The following is a 21,319-nucleotide window of genomic DNA, read 5'->3' on the forward strand; positions in this document are numbered from 1 at the left end:
GCGATGTATACACTCCTGGTAATACTTGGTATTACAATTCTTCTATTCATCTGGGGAAAGTTTCCACCTGATGTGGTAGCCTTAATGTCCATGATTTCATTGTTTCTCTTCGGAATTCTGGACATGAATGAGACCCTTAGTGGTTTCAGCAACACTACGGTGATTATGATTGCTGCCTTATTCATTATCGGAGAGGGGTTGGCAAGAACGGGATGGACAGCCGTAGCAGGGCGCTACTTTATAAAATGGGCGAAAAATAATGTGCCAAGATTGCTAGTGATAATCACAACAGGCTCTAGCCTTCTTTCTGGATTTGTCAGTAATACAGGAACGGTTGCTGCTTTATTACCGGTAACCGTCACAGCGGCTTGGAGTGCAGGTAGTTTACCCTCTAAATTATTGATGCCCGTAGCCTTTGGTTCCAACACTGGAGGACTGCTGACACTTACAGGGACGCCTCCTAACATTATTGTTAGTAATTCATTGGCGGAGAATGGATTCGATGGATTTTCATTTTTTGAGTTTAGCCTAATCGGCCTGCCGCTATTGATAATCTCCATACTGTATTTCAGATATGTTGGGTATAGATTGTTGCCAAGCCATACTACTGAAAACAAACCAGTGGCCATAGACCAAGAGATGCATAAGTGGATTGAAAATTATAGTATCGCCGACAGTATTTATCGCTTGAGAATTCGTTCCATGTCAAGATTAATTGGCACACAAATAAAGGATTGGGATTTTGAAAACACCTTCGGTGTATCCTTAATGCGCTTAAAACGCAGACATCCAAAACCGTTGAGAGGTATACCTGAATTTGTAGAAATGCCCGGTCCGGAAACCGAGATGCGCTATCACGATATAATCACGGTCAAAGGTGATGCCGCGGCGATAGATAGGTTAATGCAGACTTTTCAGTTAGGGATTATTCCCTTGAAACCGGAAATGGATAGCCTTAAAAATGAATTTATAAACCAAGAAGTTGGAATGGCAGAAATGATTATTACTCCGAAATCAATACTGGTGGGGAAAACCATTGGTTTGGGGTATTACCTCAATCAGATGGAGGTTCAACTTTTGGCTGCTTCCCGAGACAATAAACCTTTAAAAGGCAGGATAAAAATTGAAGCAGGTGATGCCTTTATTATCAGGGGACAATGGGAAAAGATAGAACACTTGAAATCCCTATATGAAAATGTTGTGATTTCGGGAAGTCCTGAAGCCCTGTCCAAAAATGTAGATACGCTTACCCCACGAAGTTATATTGCTTTGGGGACTCTAGTTTTAATGATTTTGCTTTTGGTACTCAATATTCTTCCCGGTGCAATTGCTGCACTCATTTGTGCTGGAATTATGATGCTTTCGGGTTGTGTCCCCATATCAAAAGCTTATAAAGGAATTAGTTGGACCAGTGTGGTTATGATAGCAGCTATGATACCTATGGGATTGGCGCTTCAAAAAACAGGAGTTGCCCAAATTGCGGCAACTAGCCTGGTGGACTCTTTGGGAGCCTTAAGTCCAATTGCGCTGCTAGCGGGAATCTTCTTATTGACTACCGCATTTAGTCAAACGATTAACAACTCGGCAACCGCAGTTTTAATGGCGCCAATAGCCATTATGGCATCCACTACTCTGGGGGTTTCTCCAGAACCTTTTATGATAGCCGTCGCGGTAAGTGCCTCAACTGCTTTTTTGACCCCAGTAGGGACAACTACCAATGCCATGGTAATGACCGCTGGTGGGTATCGATTTATGGATTACGTAAGAGTAGGAGGGCCTTTGCTCCTTCTATTTTTTATCGCAACAATTTTTCTGGTTCCATGGATATGGAGCTTCTAATTTTTTAATACCAATAGTTATGAGTTTAGTTATGGGAAAAACAAAAGATTTGGCCAAGTATGGTCTGAAAAACGTTACAGCGCATTGGAATTTAGATGCCGAGACGCTTCAAAAAATCACTTTGGAAAAAGGGATGGGGGTAGAAAACGATAATGGAACATTGAGCATTAATACAGGAAAATTTACAGGAAGATCACCAAAGGACCGTTTTTTGGTAAAAGATGACTACACCAAAGATAGAATTTGGTGGGGGCGTATCAATAAGGCCATTTCCCCTGAAAATTTTGATAAGCTATACGATGCGGTGGTGAATTACCTTTCCGGTAAGGAAATCTATGTTCGTGATGCAGCAGTATGTGCGGACCCGGAATACCGCACCAATGTGCGTACGGTTACCGAGTTTCCTTGGTCCAATTACTTCATTAAAAATATGTTTTTAAGACTTCCTGAAGAAGAATTGGAAGGTTTTGAAGAAGATTGGTTGGTACTATGTGCTCCGGGGTACGAGTGTCCAAATCCAAAGGAATTTGGAATTATAGCAGGAAACTTCTCTATTTTGAATTACACCCGTAAAGTCGCACTGGTTGGAGGTTCGGAATATCCTGGGGAGATGAAGAAAGGGGTCTTTACCGCTTTAAATCTCATTCTACCGGTAGATAGGAACGTACTTCCTATGCACTGCTCTGCCAATGTGGGTAAAGACGGCGACACAGCGATTTACTTCGGACTATCAGGAACAGGTAAGACCACACTTTCGGCAGATCCAGACAGAAAATTGATCGGGGATGACGAGCATGGTTGGACGGCTGATAACACCATTTTCAACTTTGAAGGGGGCTGTTATGCAAAAGTAATTGACCTCACGGAGGAAAAAGAACCGGATATTTATCGTGCTATTCGACCTGGAGCTCTTTTAGAGAATGTCGTCTTTAAAGAAGGTACCAAGGAAGTGGACTATTTTGATAGTTCTATTACTCAGAATACCCGTGTAAGTTATCCAATCGAGCATATCGACAATATCCAGACACCTTCCTATGCATCCAATCCAAAGAATATCTTTTTCTTGACCTGTGATGCTTTTGGGGTTTTACCCCCGGTATCTAAATTGACTCCCGGTCAAGCGGCATATCATTTTATTTCTGGTTATACGGCCAAGGTAGCAGGTACGGAAGCAGGTATCAACGAACCTGTACCTTCGTTCTCAGCCTGTTTTGGAGAACCATTTATGCCCCTACATCCAGCAGTGTACGCCGAAATGTTGAGCAAAAAAATGACCGAAGCTGGGGTGAATGTTTGGTTGATAAACACAGGATGGAGTGGTGGTCCTTATGGGGTAGGTTCAAGAATCAAATTGAAGTATACCAGAGCCATGATTTCCGCCATTTTGGAAGGGCAACTCGATAATGTAGAATATGAGGCCCATCCTATTTTTGGTTTGTATATGCCAAAATACTGCCCGGGAGTTCCAACAGAAATGTTAGACCCTATGAACACTTGGTTGCAGAAAGGGGCCTATGTGAGTAAAGCCATCCAATTGGCGCATTCGTTCCACATAAATTTTGATAAATTCGCAAGTGAGTCTTCTGAGGAAATCCTAAATGGAGGACCACTAATTGACTCACATCATAATTTGAACGAAGTTTTTTAATCTTAAAATGATTTGAAAGGGAAAATGGAATTTCAAAATAGAAATTTAGGTATCCCACAATATAAATCTCCCCTGCAGTTGAGTACTGTTAGGGGAGATAATATTTTCAATTTTGTGGATGAGGAAGAGAAATTTGTGTTTGACCTTTCAAGAGACAACTACACGCATTGTCTAGAAAAAGGAGAAGAACCCCTGTGCTTGGAAAAAGCCGGACCTCGACAAAATTTGTTTTTCGACCCTTCACATACTACCGCAGCAATTGTGACCTGTGGAGGACTTTGCCCTGGAATCAACAATGTGATTCGAGGTATAGTCATGGCCCTGCATTATTTCTATGGTATTAAAAAGATTCTTGGTGTTCCCTACGGTTATGAAGGCCTAAACCCTGATATGGGTCATGGTTTTGTTGATTTAACACCGAACAAGGTTAAGGATATTCACCTGTTTGGAGGGACGTTTTTAGGTTCTTCAAGAGGGGGGCAGGATGTTTCCGTAATGGTAAAAACCTTGGCTGCAAACAACGTGGATATTTTGTTTGCCATAGGAGGTGACGGAACGTTGAAAGGTGTGGATGCCATTGGCGAAGAAATCGCCAAACAAGGTCTAAAGATTGGTGTAGTTGGGATTCCCAAGACCATAGATAACGATATAGACATAATTGATAAGTCGTTTGGTTTCGAAACATCCTTTGATGTTGCGGGCTCCATTTTGAGGGATGCCCATAACGAAGCCGCCGGAGCGTATAATGGGATTTCCATAATCAAATTGATGGGAAGGGATAGTGGTTTTATTGCAGCTTCTGCCGCTTTGGCTATGCCAGTGGTCAATTTTGTTCTGATTCCTGAAATGGATTTTCAATTGGAAGGACCGAATGGTTTTTTTGAAGTACTTCGTGAACGTCTCGTGGACAAAAGACATGCGGTTATTGTTGTTGCGGAGGGAGCAGGACAACAGTTGTTTCAAAAAAGGGATGTTGTTAAAGATGCCTCAGGAAATGTGCAGCATCAGGATATTGGACTTTTCTTGAAGGATAAAATCAAAGAACATTTCAGTGATATTTCAATCACCATAAAATATATTGACCCTAGCTACATTATCAGGAGTGCTCCTGCCAATTCGAGCGATAGTGTGTACTGCAGCAGATTGGCATACCATGCAGTCCATGGAGCGATGGCTGGCAAAACCCGATTTGTAATTAGTAAGGTCAATAATCAATATGTCTACATACCTATTACCCAGGTGACTCAAAAAAGGAAAAAAATAGACTTGGAGAGCGAATTTTGGTTTTCGGTTTTGCAAAGTACAGGCCAACCTTTCCATTTAGGTAAGTGAAGAAAAACTGACAATTGTCATTTCTTTTGGGAGGTATCCCACGTAGTTTTGAATGTATCTTAAATCAATAACAGATGATAGTCAACATTCAATATCAAAAGATGAGTACAAGCGAATCCCTTAGTGAGTTATTGCTCAAAAAACTGGATAGACTTGGAAAGAAATATCAGTGGGTAATAAAGGCCAATGTCCTTTTTAAGGAAGAGAACGATAGAACAGGGGAAGGTAAGGTGTGTGAAATCGAACTAAGTGCTCCCGGACCCAGACTATTTGCTAAAGCAAATACAGATAACTTTGAAAAAGCAATGGCGGAAACAATCAATGAATTGAAAAGACAATTGGAGAAAAGGCAAGGTGTTTTCGTTAGACATTAAAACCTATAAATCACAAAATTAAATCCGAAATGAAATATTGTGTCATCACTTTTGTAGCCATACTTTTTCTGGGCTGCGCCTCACCAAAACTGATAAGCTCGTGGAAGAGTCCTGATGCGGACACCTATCAGGTTTATAAGGTTTTGGTGGTTGGGATGACCCAAGATGATGAAGTTAGGACAGCTTTTGAAACTAGACTGCGCGATGCTTTGCGCAATAAAGGCTTTGAAGCGGAAAGAAGTTTGGAACTATTTGATAAAGAGTTTACTACCTCTGAAAAAACGGAAGCCGATTTAGACGAGGTAGAACAAAGTCTATTGGCCAAAGGTTTTGACGCCATACTGCTGACCAAAATAGTAGGGTCCGAAAACCGGGAAACCTTCAGGCAACGGATGAATGGTATTGATAATCTGTATAATCAATTCAGCAATGATTATCTAAATAATCAGAAGGTTTATTACGATACGGATTACTATGAAACCTTCAAAATTTACACGGCAGAAACATCTTTATATTGCATTTGCGTAGAAAAGGATAGGGCATTGATTTGGAGAGGTAACATAAATGTGGCTGAACCGGTAAAACTTGAAAAAACCATTGATTCCTACATTAAGGTCATTGAGAATGCCATGCAGAAAGAGGCCATCTTATTTTAGGTCTAAGTGAATCAAAGGATGCCGACAAGGTCTAGCAAAATACAGATTGGAATAGCTACAAGTATTATCACAAGAACAATAACCATAAAACGCAAGAATCCCACCAGCAACTTATCGCTAAAAGAAACTCCATTACTCATAATAGTGTAATTTTCATCAATTTACGGAATTATCCGCTTATGGTTTGCGGTCAAAGTGACCTTATTCGACCAAAGGTGTTGTTTTGGGTCTGTAGTGCAATAATTAGTTTAGGATTCTTTTCGAATAAGCTTTTTGCCTAGCTCTTCCAAACTTATCCCTTTGGTTTCTGGCATCATAAAGAAGACCCAAAGCAGTTGTAGAATCATCATAAAAGCAAAAAACCCGAATACTATTCCAGGGCCAATCTTGCCGAAAAGAAAAGGAACAAAGGAGGGAATCAAAGCGGCAAGAACCCAATGCGTGGAACAACCGAAAGCCTGCCCTGAACCCCTGAGATGATTCGGGAATATTTCAGAAATGAAAACCCATATTACGGCACCTTGCCCAATAGCATGGGAGGCTATAAAAACAAAGAGGAAAATAGGGACGGCCATACCTGTCCAGTTCAAAAAGAAAGCGGCCGAAACCAGGGATAGGGAAACAATGTAACCAATAGACCCGAAATACATTAGCTGCTTTCTCCCCAGTCTATCAATCAAATAAATCCCAATCAACGTAAATACGAGGTTGGTAACCCCAATACCAATGCTGCTTAACAAGGCCGTGCTCTCACCTAAACCTGCTAGCTCAAAGATGCGTGGAGCGTAGTACAAAAAGGCATTGATGCCCGACCATTGATTGAAAAATGCTATCAAAAACGCTAAGATTAGAGGAAAGCGGTACTTTTTCATAAAGATGGTTTCTTGAGTGCCTGTAGTTAGGGTACTTTTCACATCATCTTTTAAATCTTTTAGGCTAAAATCCAACTTTAAGCTAGTGATTACAGACTCGGCTTCGTCATAACGTTCTTTAACTACCAACCAACGGGGACTTTTGGGTACGTAAAAAACCAATGTGGTGTAAAGAATCGCGGGGATGGCTTCAGCCCCTATCATAAAGCGCCAATCTTGGTCGCTAATCCCACTTAAGAGATAATTGGATAAATAGGCAATCAAAATACCAAAGACAATATTAAACTGGTACATCCCGACCAATTTCCCTCTGTTTTTGGCTGGAGCTATTTCTGAAATATAGGCTGGCGCCGCGATGGTGGAAGCGCCAACCCCCAAACCTCCAATGAATCTGAAAACTGCAAAACTAATGGGGTCATGGGTCAACGCAGAGCCTAATGCCGAAACAGAATACAACACTCCAATCCATACCAACGTTTTCTTTCTACCTAACTTATTGGTGGGAATCGCTCCAAAGAGTGCCCCAATGACCGTTCCCCACAGGGCCATGCCCATAACCACAATGCCATGAAAAGTATCAGAAGAATTCCAAAGTTCTTGAAGTTTTTTGTCGGCTCCGGAAATCACTACGGTATCAAAACCAAATAGAAATCCAGCCAGAGCCACAATAACGGCAATCCATAAAATTTTACGTTCCATATTGGTTTGGTTGATGTTTTTAAAGCTAAGGAAAATTATAGAATCGAATGGATGTGATTCATTATCCTCGTAGTAGCTCCCTGATTACTTTGAATATAGGACGCATTGATTTGTCCAGTTTCTGATTGGAATGAAGGGTCATCCATAAATCGGGACATCAGTTTGGTAAATGAATTAATATCCTGTATGGGGATAATTCCCCTTTTTTCAACCAACTCTTCGGCTTCCTTAAATCCCTCATATTGAGGTCCAATAATTACGGGAATACCAAAGGTGGCGGGTTCAAGTGTATTGTGCAATCCAGTAGCAAAACCACCGCCTACATAAGCAATGTCTGCATAGCTGTATATTTTGGTAAGCAACCCAATAGTGTCAATAACTAAAACTTCTGCTTTGGCAATTTCGCCTGAATCTAATTCAGAATATTTCATGACAGGCTTGGAAATGCTTTCGACCAATTTTTCTATGGACGCAGCTTTCATGGTATGGGGAGCCAAGACAAATTTGAGGGATTCGGAGGTAGAATTAATATATTCAACTAGGATTCTCTCATCCTCTGGCCAAGTACTTCCGGCTACGAAGCAGGTTTCGTCTTTCTTGAAAGACTCCATAAAATCCAAGTGATTGTCTCTGCTCAAAATTTTAGTAACCCTATCAAAACGCGTATCCCCACTCACCGTAACCTTGGTAAGATTAAGGGATTCAAGTAGCATTTTTGAGTTTTCATCCTGAACAAAAAAGTGTTGGAACGTATTAAGGGATTTACGCATATAGCTCCCATAGGATTTAAAAAATATTTGTCGCTTTGAAAATAAGGCGGAAGCCAACAAGGTTGGAATTGTCCTTTTTTTAAGCGCTTTGAGATAGTTGGGCCATATTTCATACTTAATGAAAATAGCCAGTTTGGGATGGACTAAATCTATAAAACGTTTTGCGTTCGATGTTGAATCCAAAGGCAGATATGCCACTACATCTGCAGGGGTGCTATCTTTCTTGACCTCGTATCCTGACGGAGAAAAAAAGGTAAGTAATATCTTATATTTTGGATAGTCTTTCTTGATGTTTTCCAATATGGGAAGACCTTGTTCATATTCGCCTAACGAAGCCGCATGAATCCAGATTACCTCATCTTCTGGATTTACTTTCTCTTCCAAAATGGAATACGTCTGTTTTCTCCCAGAAACAAACAGTCGTATTTTTTCATTGAACAAGGAAACAACGTAAAGTGCAAACCAAACTACAGGAATAAGAAGATTATAAATGAATCGCACAGATAGGTATTTTCCGCTAAAATACATTCTTTCCGACTTAGGTGATTGCCGCATCATTATTTCTTAATTTTGCGCCACAATCCATTTTCATGAAAAAAATACAGATGGTTGACCTCAAAGGTCAATATGAAGAAATCAAGGAAGAAGTGAATACCTCGATTTCGGAGGTTTTGGATTCTTCGGCCTTCATCAATGGCCCAAAAGTCCATGAGTTTCAAAAAAGTTTGGAGGAGTATTTAGATGTGAAACATGTCATCCCTTGCGCCAATGGGACGGATGCACTCCAGATTTGTATGATGGGTTTGGGTTTAAAACCGGGAGATGAGGTAATTACTGCTGATTTTACTTTTGCCGCTACTGTAGAGGTTATCGCCCTTCTTAATCTAACTCCGGTCCTTGTGGATGTTGAAAAGGATACTTTTAATATCGATATAAAAGCTATTGAAAAGGCAATCACTCCAAAAACCAAAGCGATTGTTCCCGTGCATCTTTTTGGACAATGTGCCGATATGGATGCCATTATGGAATTGGCAAACAAACACAACTTATATGTGATTGAGGATAATGCACAGGGTATCGGAGCTGTCCACACTTCAAAAGATGGCACAAAGAAAAAAGCGGGAACCATAGGGCATGTAGCCTCCACTTCCTTTTTTCCATCGAAAAATCTAGGTTGCTATGGTGATGGGGGAGCCATTTTTACCAATGATGATGATTTGGCGCATACCATTCGCGGTATGGTCAATCATGGTATGTACAAAAGATATCACCACGATGTAATTGGCGTGAACTCCAGATTGGATTCCATTCAAGCGGCGGTACTCAATGCAAAGTTGCCAAACCTTGACAAGTACAATAACAAACGACGAGAAGCCGCTCGAAAATATTCAAATGCCCTTTCTGGTCAAGAACACATCGTTTTACCCAAAACCGTAAATGGATGCGAAGGTATTTGCGATACCTGTGATTGTCACGTATTTCACCAGTATACTGTAAGAATTTTAAACGGAAAAAGAGATGGTCTGGTGCAACATCTCAATGAAAACAGCGTTCCTTGTGGAGTATATTATCCAATTCCTCTGCATAGGCAAAAGGCATATATGGATGAGCGTTATGACGAAGCGGATTTTACGGTGACCAACCAATTGGTCAAAGAAGTATTGTCATTGCCCATGCATACAGAACTGGATGATGAACAAATCGCATTCATAACCCAATTGGTCATTGACTTCGTAAACGCATAACAATGAAAATACTGGTAACCGGTGGTCTGGGATTTATTGGCTCCCACACTGTAGTTGAACTTCAAAACAAAGGATTTGAGGTGGTCATCATAGACAATCTTTCCAATTCTTCTGAAAACGTATTGGATGGTATTGTAGCCATAAGTGGAAAAAAACCACATTTTGAAAAAATGGACTTGAGGGATAAATCTTCGGTCCAAAACTTTTTCGCTAATCACGATGACATTGAAGGAGTAATTCATTTTGCCGCTTCAAAAGCAGTGGGGGAAAGTGTGGAGAACCCCTTATTGTATTATGAAAATAATTTAGGGGTTTTAGTTTACCTTCTTCAGCAGTTGACCCAAAAAGATAGCGCTAGATTCATTTTCAGCTCCTCCTGTACGGTTTACGGACAAGCAGATTCCATGCCCATTACGGAGAGCGCTCCAGTAAAACCGGCCGAATCCCCATATGGGAATACGAAGCAAGTAGGGGAGGAAATCATTAAGGATACCTGTAAGGTGAATCCATCCCTTTCTGCCATTGCCCTACGCTATTTTAATCCAATTGGAGCCCACCCCAGTGTGGAGATAGGGGAATTACCTATCGGGGTACCACAAAACTTGGTGCCTTTCATCACCCAAACAGGTGTTGGTCTAAGAGAACAATTGTCTGTTTTTGGAGATGATTATCCTACTGAGGACGGTACCTGTATTCGAGATTATATCCATGTGGTGGATGTAGCAAAGGCACATGTGGTGGCCTTAGAACGGCTACTTGAGGATAAAAATCAAGAGAACTTCGAAGTATTTAATTTAGGTACTGGTAAAGGAAGTTCAGTTTTGGAAGTTATTCACAGTTTTGAGCAAGTATCCGGGCAAAAACTGAATTATAAAGTTGCCGATAGAAGACCAGGCGATGTAATCCAAGCCTATGCTGATACTCAAAAGGCAAATGATGTTTTGGGTTGGAAAGCGGAGTCATCTTTAGATGACGCTATGAAATCCGCATGGGATTGGGAACAAAAAATAAGAGCATAATCCAAACATAAAAACTCGCTTGATGCGGGTTTTTTTATATGCTGAATCTGTTTTCCTCCCTATCTTCGACGGGTAATTTAACTTGATTTAGTTTTACAATTGTAATTCAAATGGATAATCCTCAATTTGAAGATAGCAAACAAGTTCTTGAAGAAGCAAAACGTTCAGAGTTATATGCAAATTTGGTAGCTCAGTTAAAAAAGGATTTTGAACTGGCCAATCTTCAATTGAACGTTTCACACAATCCATCACCAGAAAAGCTCAAAACAGAACTGCACGAAAAGATATACCGCTTAATCTTGGAACAATTTCCTGAGTATCTCAACTTACTTTATATTGTGGACGTCTCAGAGGATAAGGTGAGACAGATTGAAACGACTGATGTGGTCGATATGGCCGGAGCAGTCAGTTTTCTAATTTTGAAAAGGGAATGGCAGAAGGTGAACCTGAGGCGGCAGTTTGGAACATAAAGTTTTTTGTCTTCAAGTTTGTTCAAGAACCACGGGGATTTATTGTATTTTTGTGTTAATTTTTTAGATTGATTTTAGTTAAAGGTGGTCAATGGATAAATATTCCTTTTTAAACGCTGCACATACTTCTTTTTTTGCAGAGTTATATGAAAGATACCTAACAAGCCCGGACAGTATTGAGCCCAGTTGGAGGGCTTTTTTTCAGGGATTTGATTTTGGTCTGGAAAGTTCCTTGGATAATTTGGATATAGCTTCTTCCAATGGAACTTTGGCACTTTCCAATGGGCAACAATTAGAGGTTCCCCAATCCCTACAGAAAGAATTTCAAGTCATCAAGCTGATTGATGGATACCGTTCAAGAGGACATTTGTTTACCCAAACCAATCCGGTAAGAGAACGGAGAAAGTATGAGCCCACATTGGATTTATCCAATTTTGGGCTTTCTGAAGCAGATTTGGAAACCACTTTTGATGCTGGTAAAGTTCTCGGAATTGGACCTAGTCCACTTAAGAACATCATCGGCCATTTGGAACGTATTTATTGCGATGCCATTGGGGTAGAATACATGTACATACGGACTCCAGAACGTATCCAATGGATTCAAGACTGGCTGAATGTAAATGACAATCATCCCAATTTCTCAGCCGATGAAAAGAAAAATATCCTAAGGAAGTTGAATGAAGCTGTTTCCTTTGAAAGCTTTCTTCACACCAAATATGTGGGCCAAAAACGTTTTTCATTGGAAGGCGGAGAGACCCTAATTCCGGCTTTGGATGTCATTATTGAAAAAGCCGCTGATGCAGGGGTAAAGCAGTTTGTGATGGGTATGGCCCACCGTGGTCGTTTGAATGTATTGACCAATATTTTTGGAAAGTCCCCTAAAGACATTTTCAGTGAATTTGATGGTAAGGATTATGAAGAAACCATCTTTGATGGGGATGTAAAATATCACTTGGGATGGACTTCTAGACGGGAAACGGATTCTGGGAAAATCGTCAATATGAATATTGCCCCCAATCCCTCCCATTTGGAAACCGTAAATTCCATTGTAGAAGGAATAACCAGGGCCAAACAAGACCGGGACCATCAAGAAAATGTATCAGAAGTATTACCTATTTTGGTTCATGGAGATGCTGCTTTTGCAGGACAAGGAGTGGTCTATGAAACGATTCAGATGGCACGCTTGGATGGGTATCAAACTGGAGGAACCATTCATATTGTGGTGAACAATCAAATAGGATTTACCACAAATTACTTGGATGCCAGGTCATCCACCTATTGTACCGATGTGGGGAAAGTAACGCTATCACCTGTGCTTCACGTAAACGCGGATGATGCTGAGGCCGTAGTACATGCTTCCACTTTCGCTCTGGAATATCGTATGAGATATAAGCGAGATGTTTTCTTGGATTTGTTGGGGTATAGAAAGTATGGGCATAATGAAGGGGATGAGCCTAAATTCACACAACCTCTATTATACAAAGCTATTTCCAAGCATAAGAACCCAAGGGACATTTATGCGGAAAAGCTTTTGGCGGAAGGTATAATTGACGCTGATTTTGTGAAAGCCCTTGAGGTGGAGTACAAAAAGAATCTGGAAGAAGACTTACTGGACTCCCGAAAAATCGAAAAAACGGTCATTACTCCATTTATGCAAGATGAATGGGAGGGTTTTGGACAAGTGGTGGAGGATAAGATGTTGGCGACAATGGATACTTCATATGACTTAAAAAAGTTGAATGAGGTAGCAGAAAGTATTACCGTGCTTCCTGAAGGGAAAAAATTCCTAAGAAAACTGGAACGTTTGGTTCAGGGTCGACATAAGATGTATTTTGAGGACAATCAATTGGACTGGGCCATGGGAGAATTGTTGGCCTATGGTTCGTTGATTGAAGAAGGATTTGATGTTCGAATGACGGGTCAGGACGTTGAGCGGGGCACCTTTTCACACCGCCATGCCGTAATCAAAACGGAAATGCATGAGGAGGAGGTGACGCTACTGAATGATTTGGGGAAAAATCAAAACGGGAAATTCCATATCTATAATTCACTCCTTTCCGAATATGCGGTAATGGGCTTTGATTATGGCTATGCTATGGCAAGTCCAAAGACCTTGACTATATGGGAAGCGCAGTTTGGGGATTTTAGCAATGGTGCCCAAATTATCATAGACCAGTACCTTTCATCCGCAGAAGACAAATGGAAATTACAAAATGGATTGGTGCTATTGCTTCCACATGGTTATGAAGGTCAGGGGGCAGAACATTCATCCGCTAGAATGGAAAGATACCTTCAGCTCTGTGCAAAGGACAATATGTATGTGGCTGATGTGACCACCCCGGCGAATATGTTTCATCTGCTACGTAGGCAAATGAAAGCAGATTTTAGAAAGCCATTAGTGGTTTTCACGCCGAAAAGTCTATTGCGTCATCCCAAAGTGCTTTCGACCAAGGAAGAAATGGCTAATGGAAGTTTCCAAATGGTTATTGATGATAAGGAGGCAACTGCTTCCAAAATTAAAACTTTGGTCTTCTGTACTGGAAAGTTCTATTATGATTTGCTGGATAAAAAGGAAAAGTTGGAAAGGGACGACGTAGCATTGGTTCGGGTTGAACAATTGTTCCCATTACCAGCCGATCAAATCAGAAAAGTCATTAAGAAGTACAAATCAGCTAAAGATATTGTTTGGGCCCAAGAAGAACCCCGAAACATGGGAGCTTGGGGGCATTTGTTGATGCATTTGGATGAAGCCAAACAATTTAGGGTGGCATCCCGAAGATTTTATGGAGCACCTGCCGCGGGAAGTGCGGTTCGTTCCCAAAGACGTCATGCCCAGGTATTGGAATACGTTTTTGACAAGAGTAAAGACAATATGTTAATTCGATAATATAAAAGCATAAACACAAATAGGAATGGTTCTAGAAATGAAAGTCCCTTCACCGGGAGAATCCATAACCGAAGTTGAAATTGCAGAGTGGTTGGTGCAAGACGGAGATTACGTAGAAAAAGACCAGGCAATTGCCGAAGTTGATTCTGATAAAGCTACATTGGAGCTTCCTGCGGAAGAAAGCGGCATAATTACCCTTAAGGCCGAAGAAGGAGATGCCGTTGCGGTTGGAGAAGTGGTTTGTCTAATCGATACCAGCGCCGCTAAGCCAGAAGGAGGAGATGCACCTAAAGCGGAAGAAAAAGCAGCTCCTAAAGAAGAGGCAAAACCCGTTGAAGCACCAAAACCTGTTGAAACTAAAACAGAAACCTATGCTTCAGGAACACCCTCACCTGCTGCCAAAAAGATATTAGATGAAAAAGGAATTGAACCCTCAGCAGTCAGTGGTACAGGAAGAGATGGCCGAATAACCAAAGAAGATGCCGTGCAAGCAGTACCATCTATGGGCACTCCCACGGGAGGAAGTCGGGGCGAATCCCGTTCCAAACTGTCCATGCTACGTAGAAAAGTGGCAGAGCGACTGGTTTCGGCCAAGAATGAGACAGCAATGTTGACCACCTTTAATGAGGTGGATATGTCTCCGATTTTTACACTACGCAAACAATACAAGGAAGAATTCAAGGAGAAACATGGAGTAAGTTTAGGGTTTATGTCCTTCTTTACCAAGGCTGTCATCAGAGCTTTGCAAATGTATCCTGCTGTGAATTCTATGATTGATGGCAAAGAGATGATTACTTACGATTTCTGTGATATTAGTATTGCAGTTTCCGGCCCTAAAGGACTGATGGTTCCGGTTATCCGAAATGCAGAAAACTTGACATTCCGTGGGGTGGAGGCTGAGGTGAAACGTTTGGCCATACGAGCAAGAGATGGTCAGATAACTGTGGATGAAATGACTGGCGGAACCTTTACCATTTCCAATGGTGGGGTATTTGGTTCCATGCTTTCCACACCCATTATCAATCCTCCACAAAGTGGAATTTTGGGAATGCACAATATTGTAGAGCGACCCATTGCCAAAGATGGCCAAGTGGTTATAGCGCCGATTATGTATGTGGCCCTTTCTTATGACCATAGAATTATTGATGGAAAAGAATCTGTTGGTTTCTTAGTGGCCGTAAAAGAGGCATTGGAAAATCCTCAGGAATTGTTGATGGACAACAATGTGAAAAAGGCATTGGAACTTTAGAAGAATATTTATGGAATTGGAGGGGAAATTTCTTAGAGGTTTCCCCTTTTTATTTTAGTAGACCTATCTAGATTTCAAATACAAGCATTGCTTGTCGTAATCAATTACCGCCTTGCCTTTTTTTAGGATATCTGCGCCAATAATACCATCAACCGGAAGGGTGTCGTGGGCGGTAAGCGCTTCGTTCACATGAACTAAGTCAAACAGCACAATTTTTTGCTTTTTCTTTGACCAATTCCCTATTTCGATTCGATTTTTAGTGGAAATTAAGGTTTCCATCTCAGTAGCGCCAGCACCAGCCGCTTTAATATCAGAAGTTTTGGAAACCATTTTGAAAAATTCAACTTTGTCCATATCCACACAAGTGTTGGACGCTCCAGTATCCAGAATAAATCGACCCGAAACTTCATTGATTCTCGCGTTGATTTCAAAATGATTGGTTTCGGTAAGGGTAAGCGGTATGCGTTCATACGCTTTGGACTTCAAAAATTTCTTAAGTGATTTCATCCGTTGGAATTCTCAAAACTAATAGCCAATAGAACGAAGATAAACCTATTTTTGTGCAACTGATTAATTGGTATGTATAAGATTTATCTCCTTTGGGCTCTACTCTTTGCTTTTTTATCCTGTAAGCAAACAGACAGTACTATTAACAAGTTGGAATGGTCTCAAAATTATATTGAAGCTTTAAATTCAGCAGATTACAAAAAAGCCGCTTCTTTTTTTTCAGACAGTGTTCGTCTAAATGAACTCGTTTACAAAAGTTCTTTCTCTAAGGACCAGTACCATTCTTTATTTCAATGGGATTCGGTTTTTAAGCCTACCTATAAAATTTTGGATATTCAATTGAAGGAAGAGTATGTGGAAATGAGAGTCTCAAAACAATGCAAAAGAATCCTGTTTTTAAATGAGGAACCTATGGTAACCAAAGAAAAAGTCTATTTCAGTGATGATGGAATTTACAGTATCGACATTGTCGAGTATATTGTTTTTAATGAAACAAAATGGGATAAAAACAGATTGGAGTTAGTTTCATGGACCGCAGAGGAATATCCAGAATTAGACGGGTTTTTGTATGACCAAAGTTTAAAAGGGGGATTGAAGTTTAAAAAGGCAATAGAAAGATATCAGCAAGCAAGAAACACTAAGTAATATCATACTAAATAAATGATGATTACGGATACGCATACCCATTTATACAGTGAAGCCTTTGATGAAGATAGGGATATCATGATTCAACGGGCCCTTGATTTAGGAGTGAAACGTTTTTTTATTCCGGCCATTGATTCTACCTACACTCAGCGCATGTTCGAACTGGAAAAAGCTTACCCAGATAATGTTTTTCTTATGATGGGACTACATCCTACCCATGTGAAAGAAAATTACATGGAAGAGTTGGCGCACGTAGAGGAAATGTTGGCGCAACGAAAGTTTTATGCAGTAGGGGAGATTGGTATTGATTTGTATTGGGATAAAACCTTCTTGGCACAACAGCAAGAAGCATTCAAGTATCAGATAGCATTGGCAAAAAAGTACCATTTACCCATTGTGATTCATTGCCGGGAATCCTTTGATGAGATTTTTGAAGTTTTGGAGGAAGTAAAAGATGAGAAACTATATGGTATTTTCCATTGTTTTACGGGAACCTTGGAACAAGCAAAGCGAGCTATATCATTTAATATGAAATTGGGTATTGGAGGAGTGGTTACCTTTAAGAATGGAAAAATCGATACATTTCTAAGTCAGGTTCCTTTGGAACATATTGTTCTTGAGACTGATTCGCCCTATTTGGCGCCAGTCCCTTTTCGAGGTAAGCGAAATGAAAGTGCATATATAACAGAGGTACTGGAAAAACTGGAAATCATATATGGATTCACCAAAGAGCATATAGTTAAGGTAACTACAGATAACTCAAAAGCTGTTTTTGGAATATAGTATGGGAAAAAAGACGAATATACTCTTAATCTATACTGGCGGTACCATTGGAATGGTCAAGGATTTTAAGACGGGGGCTTTAAAAGCCTTTGACTTCAATGAACTGATAAAGAACCTGCCAGAGTTGAATCATCTGGATTGTCAATTAAAGGGCATTTCTTTTGAACAACCTATAGACTCGTCCAATATGAATCCCAAGCATTGGATGACTATAGCCAAAATCATCCAGGACCATTATGACGAATATGATGGTTTTGTGGTACTGCATGGGAGTGATACCATGAGCTATTCGGCGTCGGCTTTAAGCTTTATGTTGGAGAATTTGACCAAGCCCGTAATATTTACTGGTTCACAATTACCCATTGGCGATTTACGAACAGATGCCAAAGAGAATTTAATCACCTCGATCCAAATTGCGGCATTATGTGAAAATGGTATGCCAGTTGTTCAGGAAGTAGGGTTGTATTTTGAGTATAAACTATATAGGGGTAATCGAACCACAAAAATCAATGCGGAAAATTTTCAAGCCTTTGCTTCCCTAAATTATCCAGCTTTGGTGGAATCAGGAGTGCATCTGAATGTTAACTATTCGGGTCTTAGGCCCAATAGTAAAATGGATGAACCTTTTAGGGTGCACAAGAACATGGATAATAATGTGGCGATTTTAAAACTGTTTCCGGGCATAAATAGTTCGGTTTTGGATGCCATACTTCAAACCAAAGGGCTAAAAGCTTTGGTTCTGGAAACCTATGGAGCAGGCAATGCACCAATGGAGGAATGGTTTTTGGGAGCGTTGAAAACGGCCATTGATCAAGGATTATTTATCATCAATGTGACCCAATGTTCGGGAGGTAGTGTGGCCATGGGACAATATGAGACCAGTGCGAGACTGGGAAGCATGCAAATGATTAATGGTAAGGACATTACTACGGAAGCGGCCATAACCAAGGCGATGTATCTTCTGGGAAGGCCTGATACCAAAGGTAGATTCAAGGAATTGTTTGAGCAATCCCTTCGCGGTGAAATGCATCAAAATTAACGCCTCAAATTTCCTTAAATAATTATTTTTTTGTTTATTGGTCGGCTCATTCTTGAAAAATAGAGAGGTGGCCGAGTGGTCGAAGGCGCACGCCTGGAAAGTGTGTATACACCAAAAGTGTATCGAGGGTTCGAATCCCTTCCTCTCTGCTACATAATTGCTTTTTCAATTATAAAATTTTTATATCTTTAACATTATTAACTAACTAAATTTAAGTTTGAACAAAATGAAAAAAATATCCTTTACTCTGGCTACTGCCGGAATGTTTGTTTTGGGAACTACGTCGGCATCTGCCGCAATGTTGCAAGAGAACGCTGAAGCCAGCAAAGGCTTTACCCAAGTACTAAAAGAACAGTTCATTCAGGGTGGACCAGCCTTTATGGGAATTGTACTTCTTTGTTTGATTTTGGGATTGGCCGTTGCCATTGAAAGAATCATCTATTTGAATTTAGCAAGCACTAACTCAGCCAAACTGAAGCAGCAAGTCGAAGATGCTTTGGCTTCTGGTGGAGTTGAAGCTGCAAAAGAAGTATGTCGAAATACTAAAGGCCCTGTTGCTTCAATCTTCTATCAAGGTTTGGATAGAGCTGGAGAAGGATTGGAATCTGCCGAAAAAGCAGTTGTTGCTTATGGTGGGGTGCAAATGGGACAATTGGAGAAAAATGTTTCTTGGTTATCCCTATTTATCGCGATTGCTCCCATGCTTGGGTTCATGGGTACGGTAATTGGTATGATTGCGGCCTTCCAGAAAATTGCTGCGGTAGGTAACTTGAGTGCCTCGTTGATTGCGGGTGATATTCAGGTGGCACTTTTGACAACCGTATTTGGTTTGATTACGGCGATTATTCTTCAAATTTTCTACAATTACATTATTGCAAAAATCGATAGTATCGTAAATGACATGGAAGACTCCTCCATATCCTTGATTGATATGTTGGCGGCACACAAGAAATAATTACGAATTAAAATCTATCGAGAATCATGAATAAAGTAATTAAAATAGCTCTTATAGCCATCGGATTGTTAGCGGCCGTGCTTTGGTTCTCGCTACCCTCTGGTGATGATCCAGATGCCATTAATAGTGGCTCGATGAACTTTATGTTCATTATTATGTATGTACTTTTATTGGTTGCTGCGGTTTCTGCCATTGTATTTGGACTGGGAAAACTGTTTACTACCAAAGGAAGTGTTAAAAAAGCGCTGTTCGCTATAGGAGGATTGGCTATTATTGTAGCCATATCCTATGGTTTATCTTCTGACAATGCTGCGGTTGTTGAGACCATGGCTCAAAGAGGAGTGGAAACCACAGAAGGCACTGTAAAAAATGTTGGAATGGGATTGAATGTTTTCTTTATCCTGTCGGCAGTTGCGGTTGTGCTAATGGTTTTCCCTGGGCTGAAGAAATTATTTGTTAAGTAAAAAATAGGAATTATGCCTAGAAGAAAAGGAGCACCGGAAGTGAACGCCGGGTCCATGGCGGATATTGCTTTCCTTCTACTCATCTTTTTCTTGGTAACCACTACCATTGAAACTGATGCAGGATTGGATCGTATGTTGCCGCCTATAGATCCTCCTGAGGATATTGATGTTGTGATCAAACAGAAAAATATCTTCACAGTGAACATTAACAAGAACGGACAACTTTTAGTTGAAGACCAACTAATGAGACTTGAGGATTTGAGAGAAGCGGCCATTGGTTTTCTTGAAAACAACGGTGATGGAAGTTGTAATTACTGCAAGGGAAGAAAGGATCAATCATCTTCTGATAATCCGGAGAAAGCGATCATATCCTTGAAGAATGATAGAGAGACCAAATACAGTACATATATCACGGTACAAAACGAACTGGTAGGTGCCTACAATGAGTTGCGAAATAGAGAAGCTCAGCGTCTATATGGACAGGATTTCACCAAAATGGAAGGCGATTACCTAAATCCGGAAACCCCTTCCAGTGTTCGTGATGATTTAAAGGATAAGGTAAAGCGGATTCAGGATATGTTTCCTCAAAAACTTTCCGAAGCAGAAACAACAAGTAATTAATAAGACATAGAATATGGCAAAATTTGCAAAAAAGAAAGATGGTGATTTGCCTGCGGTTTCTACAGCGTCATTGCCTGATATTGTTTTTATGCTGTTGTTTTTCTTTATGACAGTAACAACAATGAAGGACAGTTCTTTATTGGTGGAAAATACGCTTCCCAACGCTTCTGAAATTAAGAAGTTAGAGAAAAAAGATAGAGTTATATACATTTATGTAGGTAAGCCTACTAGAGAATATCAGAAGGTTTTTGGTACAGAACCTAAAATACAGTTGAACGATAAGTTTGCAAGTATTGATGAGGTCGGTTCCTATATTTTGGCTGAAAGAGCTAAAAAGCCTCAAGAACTTCAAAATGTATTGACCACCGCACTTAAAGTGGACAAAGATGCTAATATGGGATTGATTGCTGATATTAAGCAAGAATTGAGAAAGGTTAATGCCCTCAAAGTGAATTACACCACTTACGAAGGAAACGCTTTTAACAATTTGCAGTAAGCAATAACTTAGATTTAGTAAAAAACGCTCCAGAATCCTCTGGAGCGTTTTTTTGTTCTGTGAAATTATGTTTTTCAGATATAAAGGGGGAATTAAAACAAGATATTTAAAGGACTAATTATACAGCAAATCCTGGAAATGACACTTACCATCTGGATTAATTTTAAAAGATTGAGAGGAAGACAATCCAAATGTGTATTTTGGGTTGTCTTTAGTTTTGACCATAATGAAATATAGTCTCTGTACTTT

General features: G+C 40.3%; 20 protein-coding genes and 1 tRNA gene. 18 read left to right on the top strand and 3 right to left on the bottom strand.

Annotation, left to right across the window (positions count from 1 at the left end; all coding sequences use genetic code 11):
• The first annotated feature begins 3 nt into the window (after positions 1–3).
• From ACSLUF_RS02690 to ACSLUF_RS02710, 5 genes are all read left to right on the top strand, one after another.
• Entirely contained in the window at positions 4–1,839 is a 1,836-nt protein-coding gene (locus ACSLUF_RS02690; protein WP_435624596.1) for an SLC13 family permease, read from the top strand.
• Positions 1,840–1,858: 19 nt separating this feature from the next.
• A complete protein-coding gene (gene pckA / locus ACSLUF_RS02695; RefSeq protein WP_435624597.1) occupies positions 1,859–3,487 on the top strand; it encodes a phosphoenolpyruvate carboxykinase (ATP) in 1,629 nt (542 codons plus the stop codon).
• Between the two features lie 24 nt (positions 3,488–3,511).
• Entirely contained in the window at positions 3,512–4,819 is a 1,308-nt protein-coding gene (locus tag ACSLUF_RS02700) for an ATP-dependent 6-phosphofructokinase (RefSeq protein ID WP_435624598.1), read from the top strand.
• Between the two features lie 101 nt (positions 4,820–4,920).
• A complete protein-coding gene (locus tag ACSLUF_RS02705) occupies positions 4,921–5,193 on the top strand; it encodes an HPF/RaiA family ribosome-associated protein (protein ID WP_435624599.1) in 273 nt (90 codons plus the stop codon).
• A 29-nt stretch (positions 5,194–5,222) separates the two neighbouring features.
• Positions 5,223–5,849, top strand: a complete 627-nt coding sequence (locus ACSLUF_RS02710; RefSeq protein WP_435624600.1) for a hypothetical protein — start codon at positions 5,223–5,225, stop codon at positions 5,847–5,849.
• Between the two features lie 248 nt (positions 5,850–6,097).
• Here ACSLUF_RS02710 and ACSLUF_RS02715 read toward each other — a convergent pair whose 3' ends face one another.
• Positions 6,098–7,420, bottom strand: coding sequence for a sugar porter family MFS transporter (locus ACSLUF_RS02715; protein ID WP_435624601.1), 1,323 nt, complete (start codon positions 7,418–7,420; stop codon positions 6,098–6,100).
• A gap of 35 nt (positions 7,421–7,455) precedes the next feature.
• On the bottom strand, positions 7,456–8,748 hold the full coding sequence (locus tag ACSLUF_RS02720) for a 3-deoxy-D-manno-octulosonic acid transferase (protein WP_435624602.1): 1,293 nt from the start codon (positions 8,746–8,748) through the stop codon (positions 7,456–7,458).
• Positions 8,749–8,780: 32 nt separating this feature from the next.
• On the opposite strand from ACSLUF_RS02720, the gene ACSLUF_RS02725 reads away from it, so the two are divergent.
• The 5 genes from ACSLUF_RS02725 to odhB all read left to right on the top strand — a co-directional run bounded on the left by ACSLUF_RS02725 (position 8,781) and on the right by odhB (position 15,560).
• Positions 8,781–9,935 (top strand): DegT/DnrJ/EryC1/StrS family aminotransferase, encoded by a 1,155-nt coding sequence (locus ACSLUF_RS02725; protein ID WP_435624603.1) that lies wholly within the window; start codon positions 8,781–8,783, stop codon positions 9,933–9,935.
• Between the two features lie 2 nt (positions 9,936–9,937).
• A complete protein-coding gene (galE, locus tag ACSLUF_RS02730; RefSeq protein WP_435624604.1) occupies positions 9,938–10,954 on the top strand; it encodes a UDP-glucose 4-epimerase GalE in 1,017 nt (338 codons plus the stop codon).
• 110 nt (positions 10,955–11,064) lie between these two features.
• The gene (locus tag ACSLUF_RS02735) at positions 11,065–11,424 is read left to right on the top strand and encodes a hypothetical protein (protein WP_435624605.1); all 360 of its coding nucleotides are present in this window, start codon (positions 11,065–11,067) and stop codon (positions 11,422–11,424) included.
• Positions 11,425–11,515: 91 nt separating this feature from the next.
• Positions 11,516–14,311, top strand: coding sequence for a 2-oxoglutarate dehydrogenase E1 component (locus ACSLUF_RS02740; protein WP_435624606.1), 2,796 nt, complete (start codon positions 11,516–11,518; stop codon positions 14,309–14,311).
• 25 nt (positions 14,312–14,336) lie between these two features.
• On the top strand, positions 14,337–15,560 hold the full coding sequence (odhB, locus tag ACSLUF_RS02745) for a 2-oxoglutarate dehydrogenase complex dihydrolipoyllysine-residue succinyltransferase (RefSeq protein WP_435624607.1): 1,224 nt from the start codon (positions 14,337–14,339) through the stop codon (positions 15,558–15,560).
• Positions 15,561–15,623: 63 nt separating this feature from the next.
• On the opposite strand, the gene ACSLUF_RS02750 is transcribed toward odhB, so the two are convergent.
• Complete coding sequence (locus ACSLUF_RS02750; RefSeq protein ID WP_435624608.1) at positions 15,624–16,067, bottom strand: retropepsin-like aspartic protease family protein; 444 nt, start codon at positions 16,065–16,067, stop codon at positions 15,624–15,626.
• Positions 16,068–16,139: 72 nt separating this feature from the next.
• Between ACSLUF_RS02750 and ACSLUF_RS02755 the strand changes: the two genes are divergently transcribed.
• The 8 genes from ACSLUF_RS02755 (at position 16,140) to ACSLUF_RS02790 (ending at position 21,070) form a co-directional block, all read left to right on the top strand.
• Positions 16,140–16,712: a hypothetical protein gene (locus ACSLUF_RS02755; RefSeq protein WP_435624609.1), complete on the top strand. Its 573-nt coding sequence runs from the start codon at positions 16,140–16,142 to the stop codon at positions 16,710–16,712.
• A gap of 15 nt (positions 16,713–16,727) precedes the next feature.
• The gene (locus tag ACSLUF_RS02760) at positions 16,728–17,495 is read left to right on the top strand and encodes a TatD family hydrolase (protein WP_435624610.1); all 768 of its coding nucleotides are present in this window, start codon (positions 16,728–16,730) and stop codon (positions 17,493–17,495) included.
• A gap of 1 nt (position 17,496) precedes the next feature.
• The gene (locus ACSLUF_RS02765) at positions 17,497–18,534 is read left to right on the top strand and encodes an asparaginase (RefSeq protein ID WP_435625863.1); all 1,038 of its coding nucleotides are present in this window, start codon (positions 17,497–17,499) and stop codon (positions 18,532–18,534) included.
• Between the two features lie 61 nt (positions 18,535–18,595).
• Positions 18,596–18,683: transfer RNA gene (locus ACSLUF_RS02770), tRNA-Ser, on the top strand.
• Between the two features lie 77 nt (positions 18,684–18,760).
• A complete protein-coding gene (locus ACSLUF_RS02775; RefSeq protein WP_106144529.1) occupies positions 18,761–19,489 on the top strand; it encodes a MotA/TolQ/ExbB proton channel family protein in 729 nt (242 codons plus the stop codon).
• Between the two features lie 26 nt (positions 19,490–19,515).
• A complete protein-coding gene (locus tag ACSLUF_RS02780) occupies positions 19,516–19,953 on the top strand; it encodes a hypothetical protein (protein ID WP_435624611.1) in 438 nt (145 codons plus the stop codon).
• Between the two features lie 12 nt (positions 19,954–19,965).
• Positions 19,966–20,574 carry an ExbD/TolR family protein gene (locus tag ACSLUF_RS02785; RefSeq protein ID WP_435624612.1) on the top strand — a complete coding sequence of 203 codons (609 nt, stop codon included), beginning with the start codon at positions 19,966–19,968 and terminating at the stop codon, positions 20,572–20,574.
• A gap of 13 nt (positions 20,575–20,587) precedes the next feature.
• Positions 20,588–21,070: an ExbD/TolR family protein gene (locus tag ACSLUF_RS02790; protein WP_435624613.1), complete on the top strand. Its 483-nt coding sequence runs from the start codon at positions 20,588–20,590 to the stop codon at positions 21,068–21,070.
• The last annotated feature ends 249 nt before the right edge of the window (positions 21,071–21,319 follow it).

Origin of the sequence: Flagellimonas sp. (assembly GCF_965601775.1) — a bacterium.
Classification (GTDB): domain Bacteria; phylum Bacteroidota; class Bacteroidia; order Flavobacteriales; family Flavobacteriaceae; genus Flagellimonas.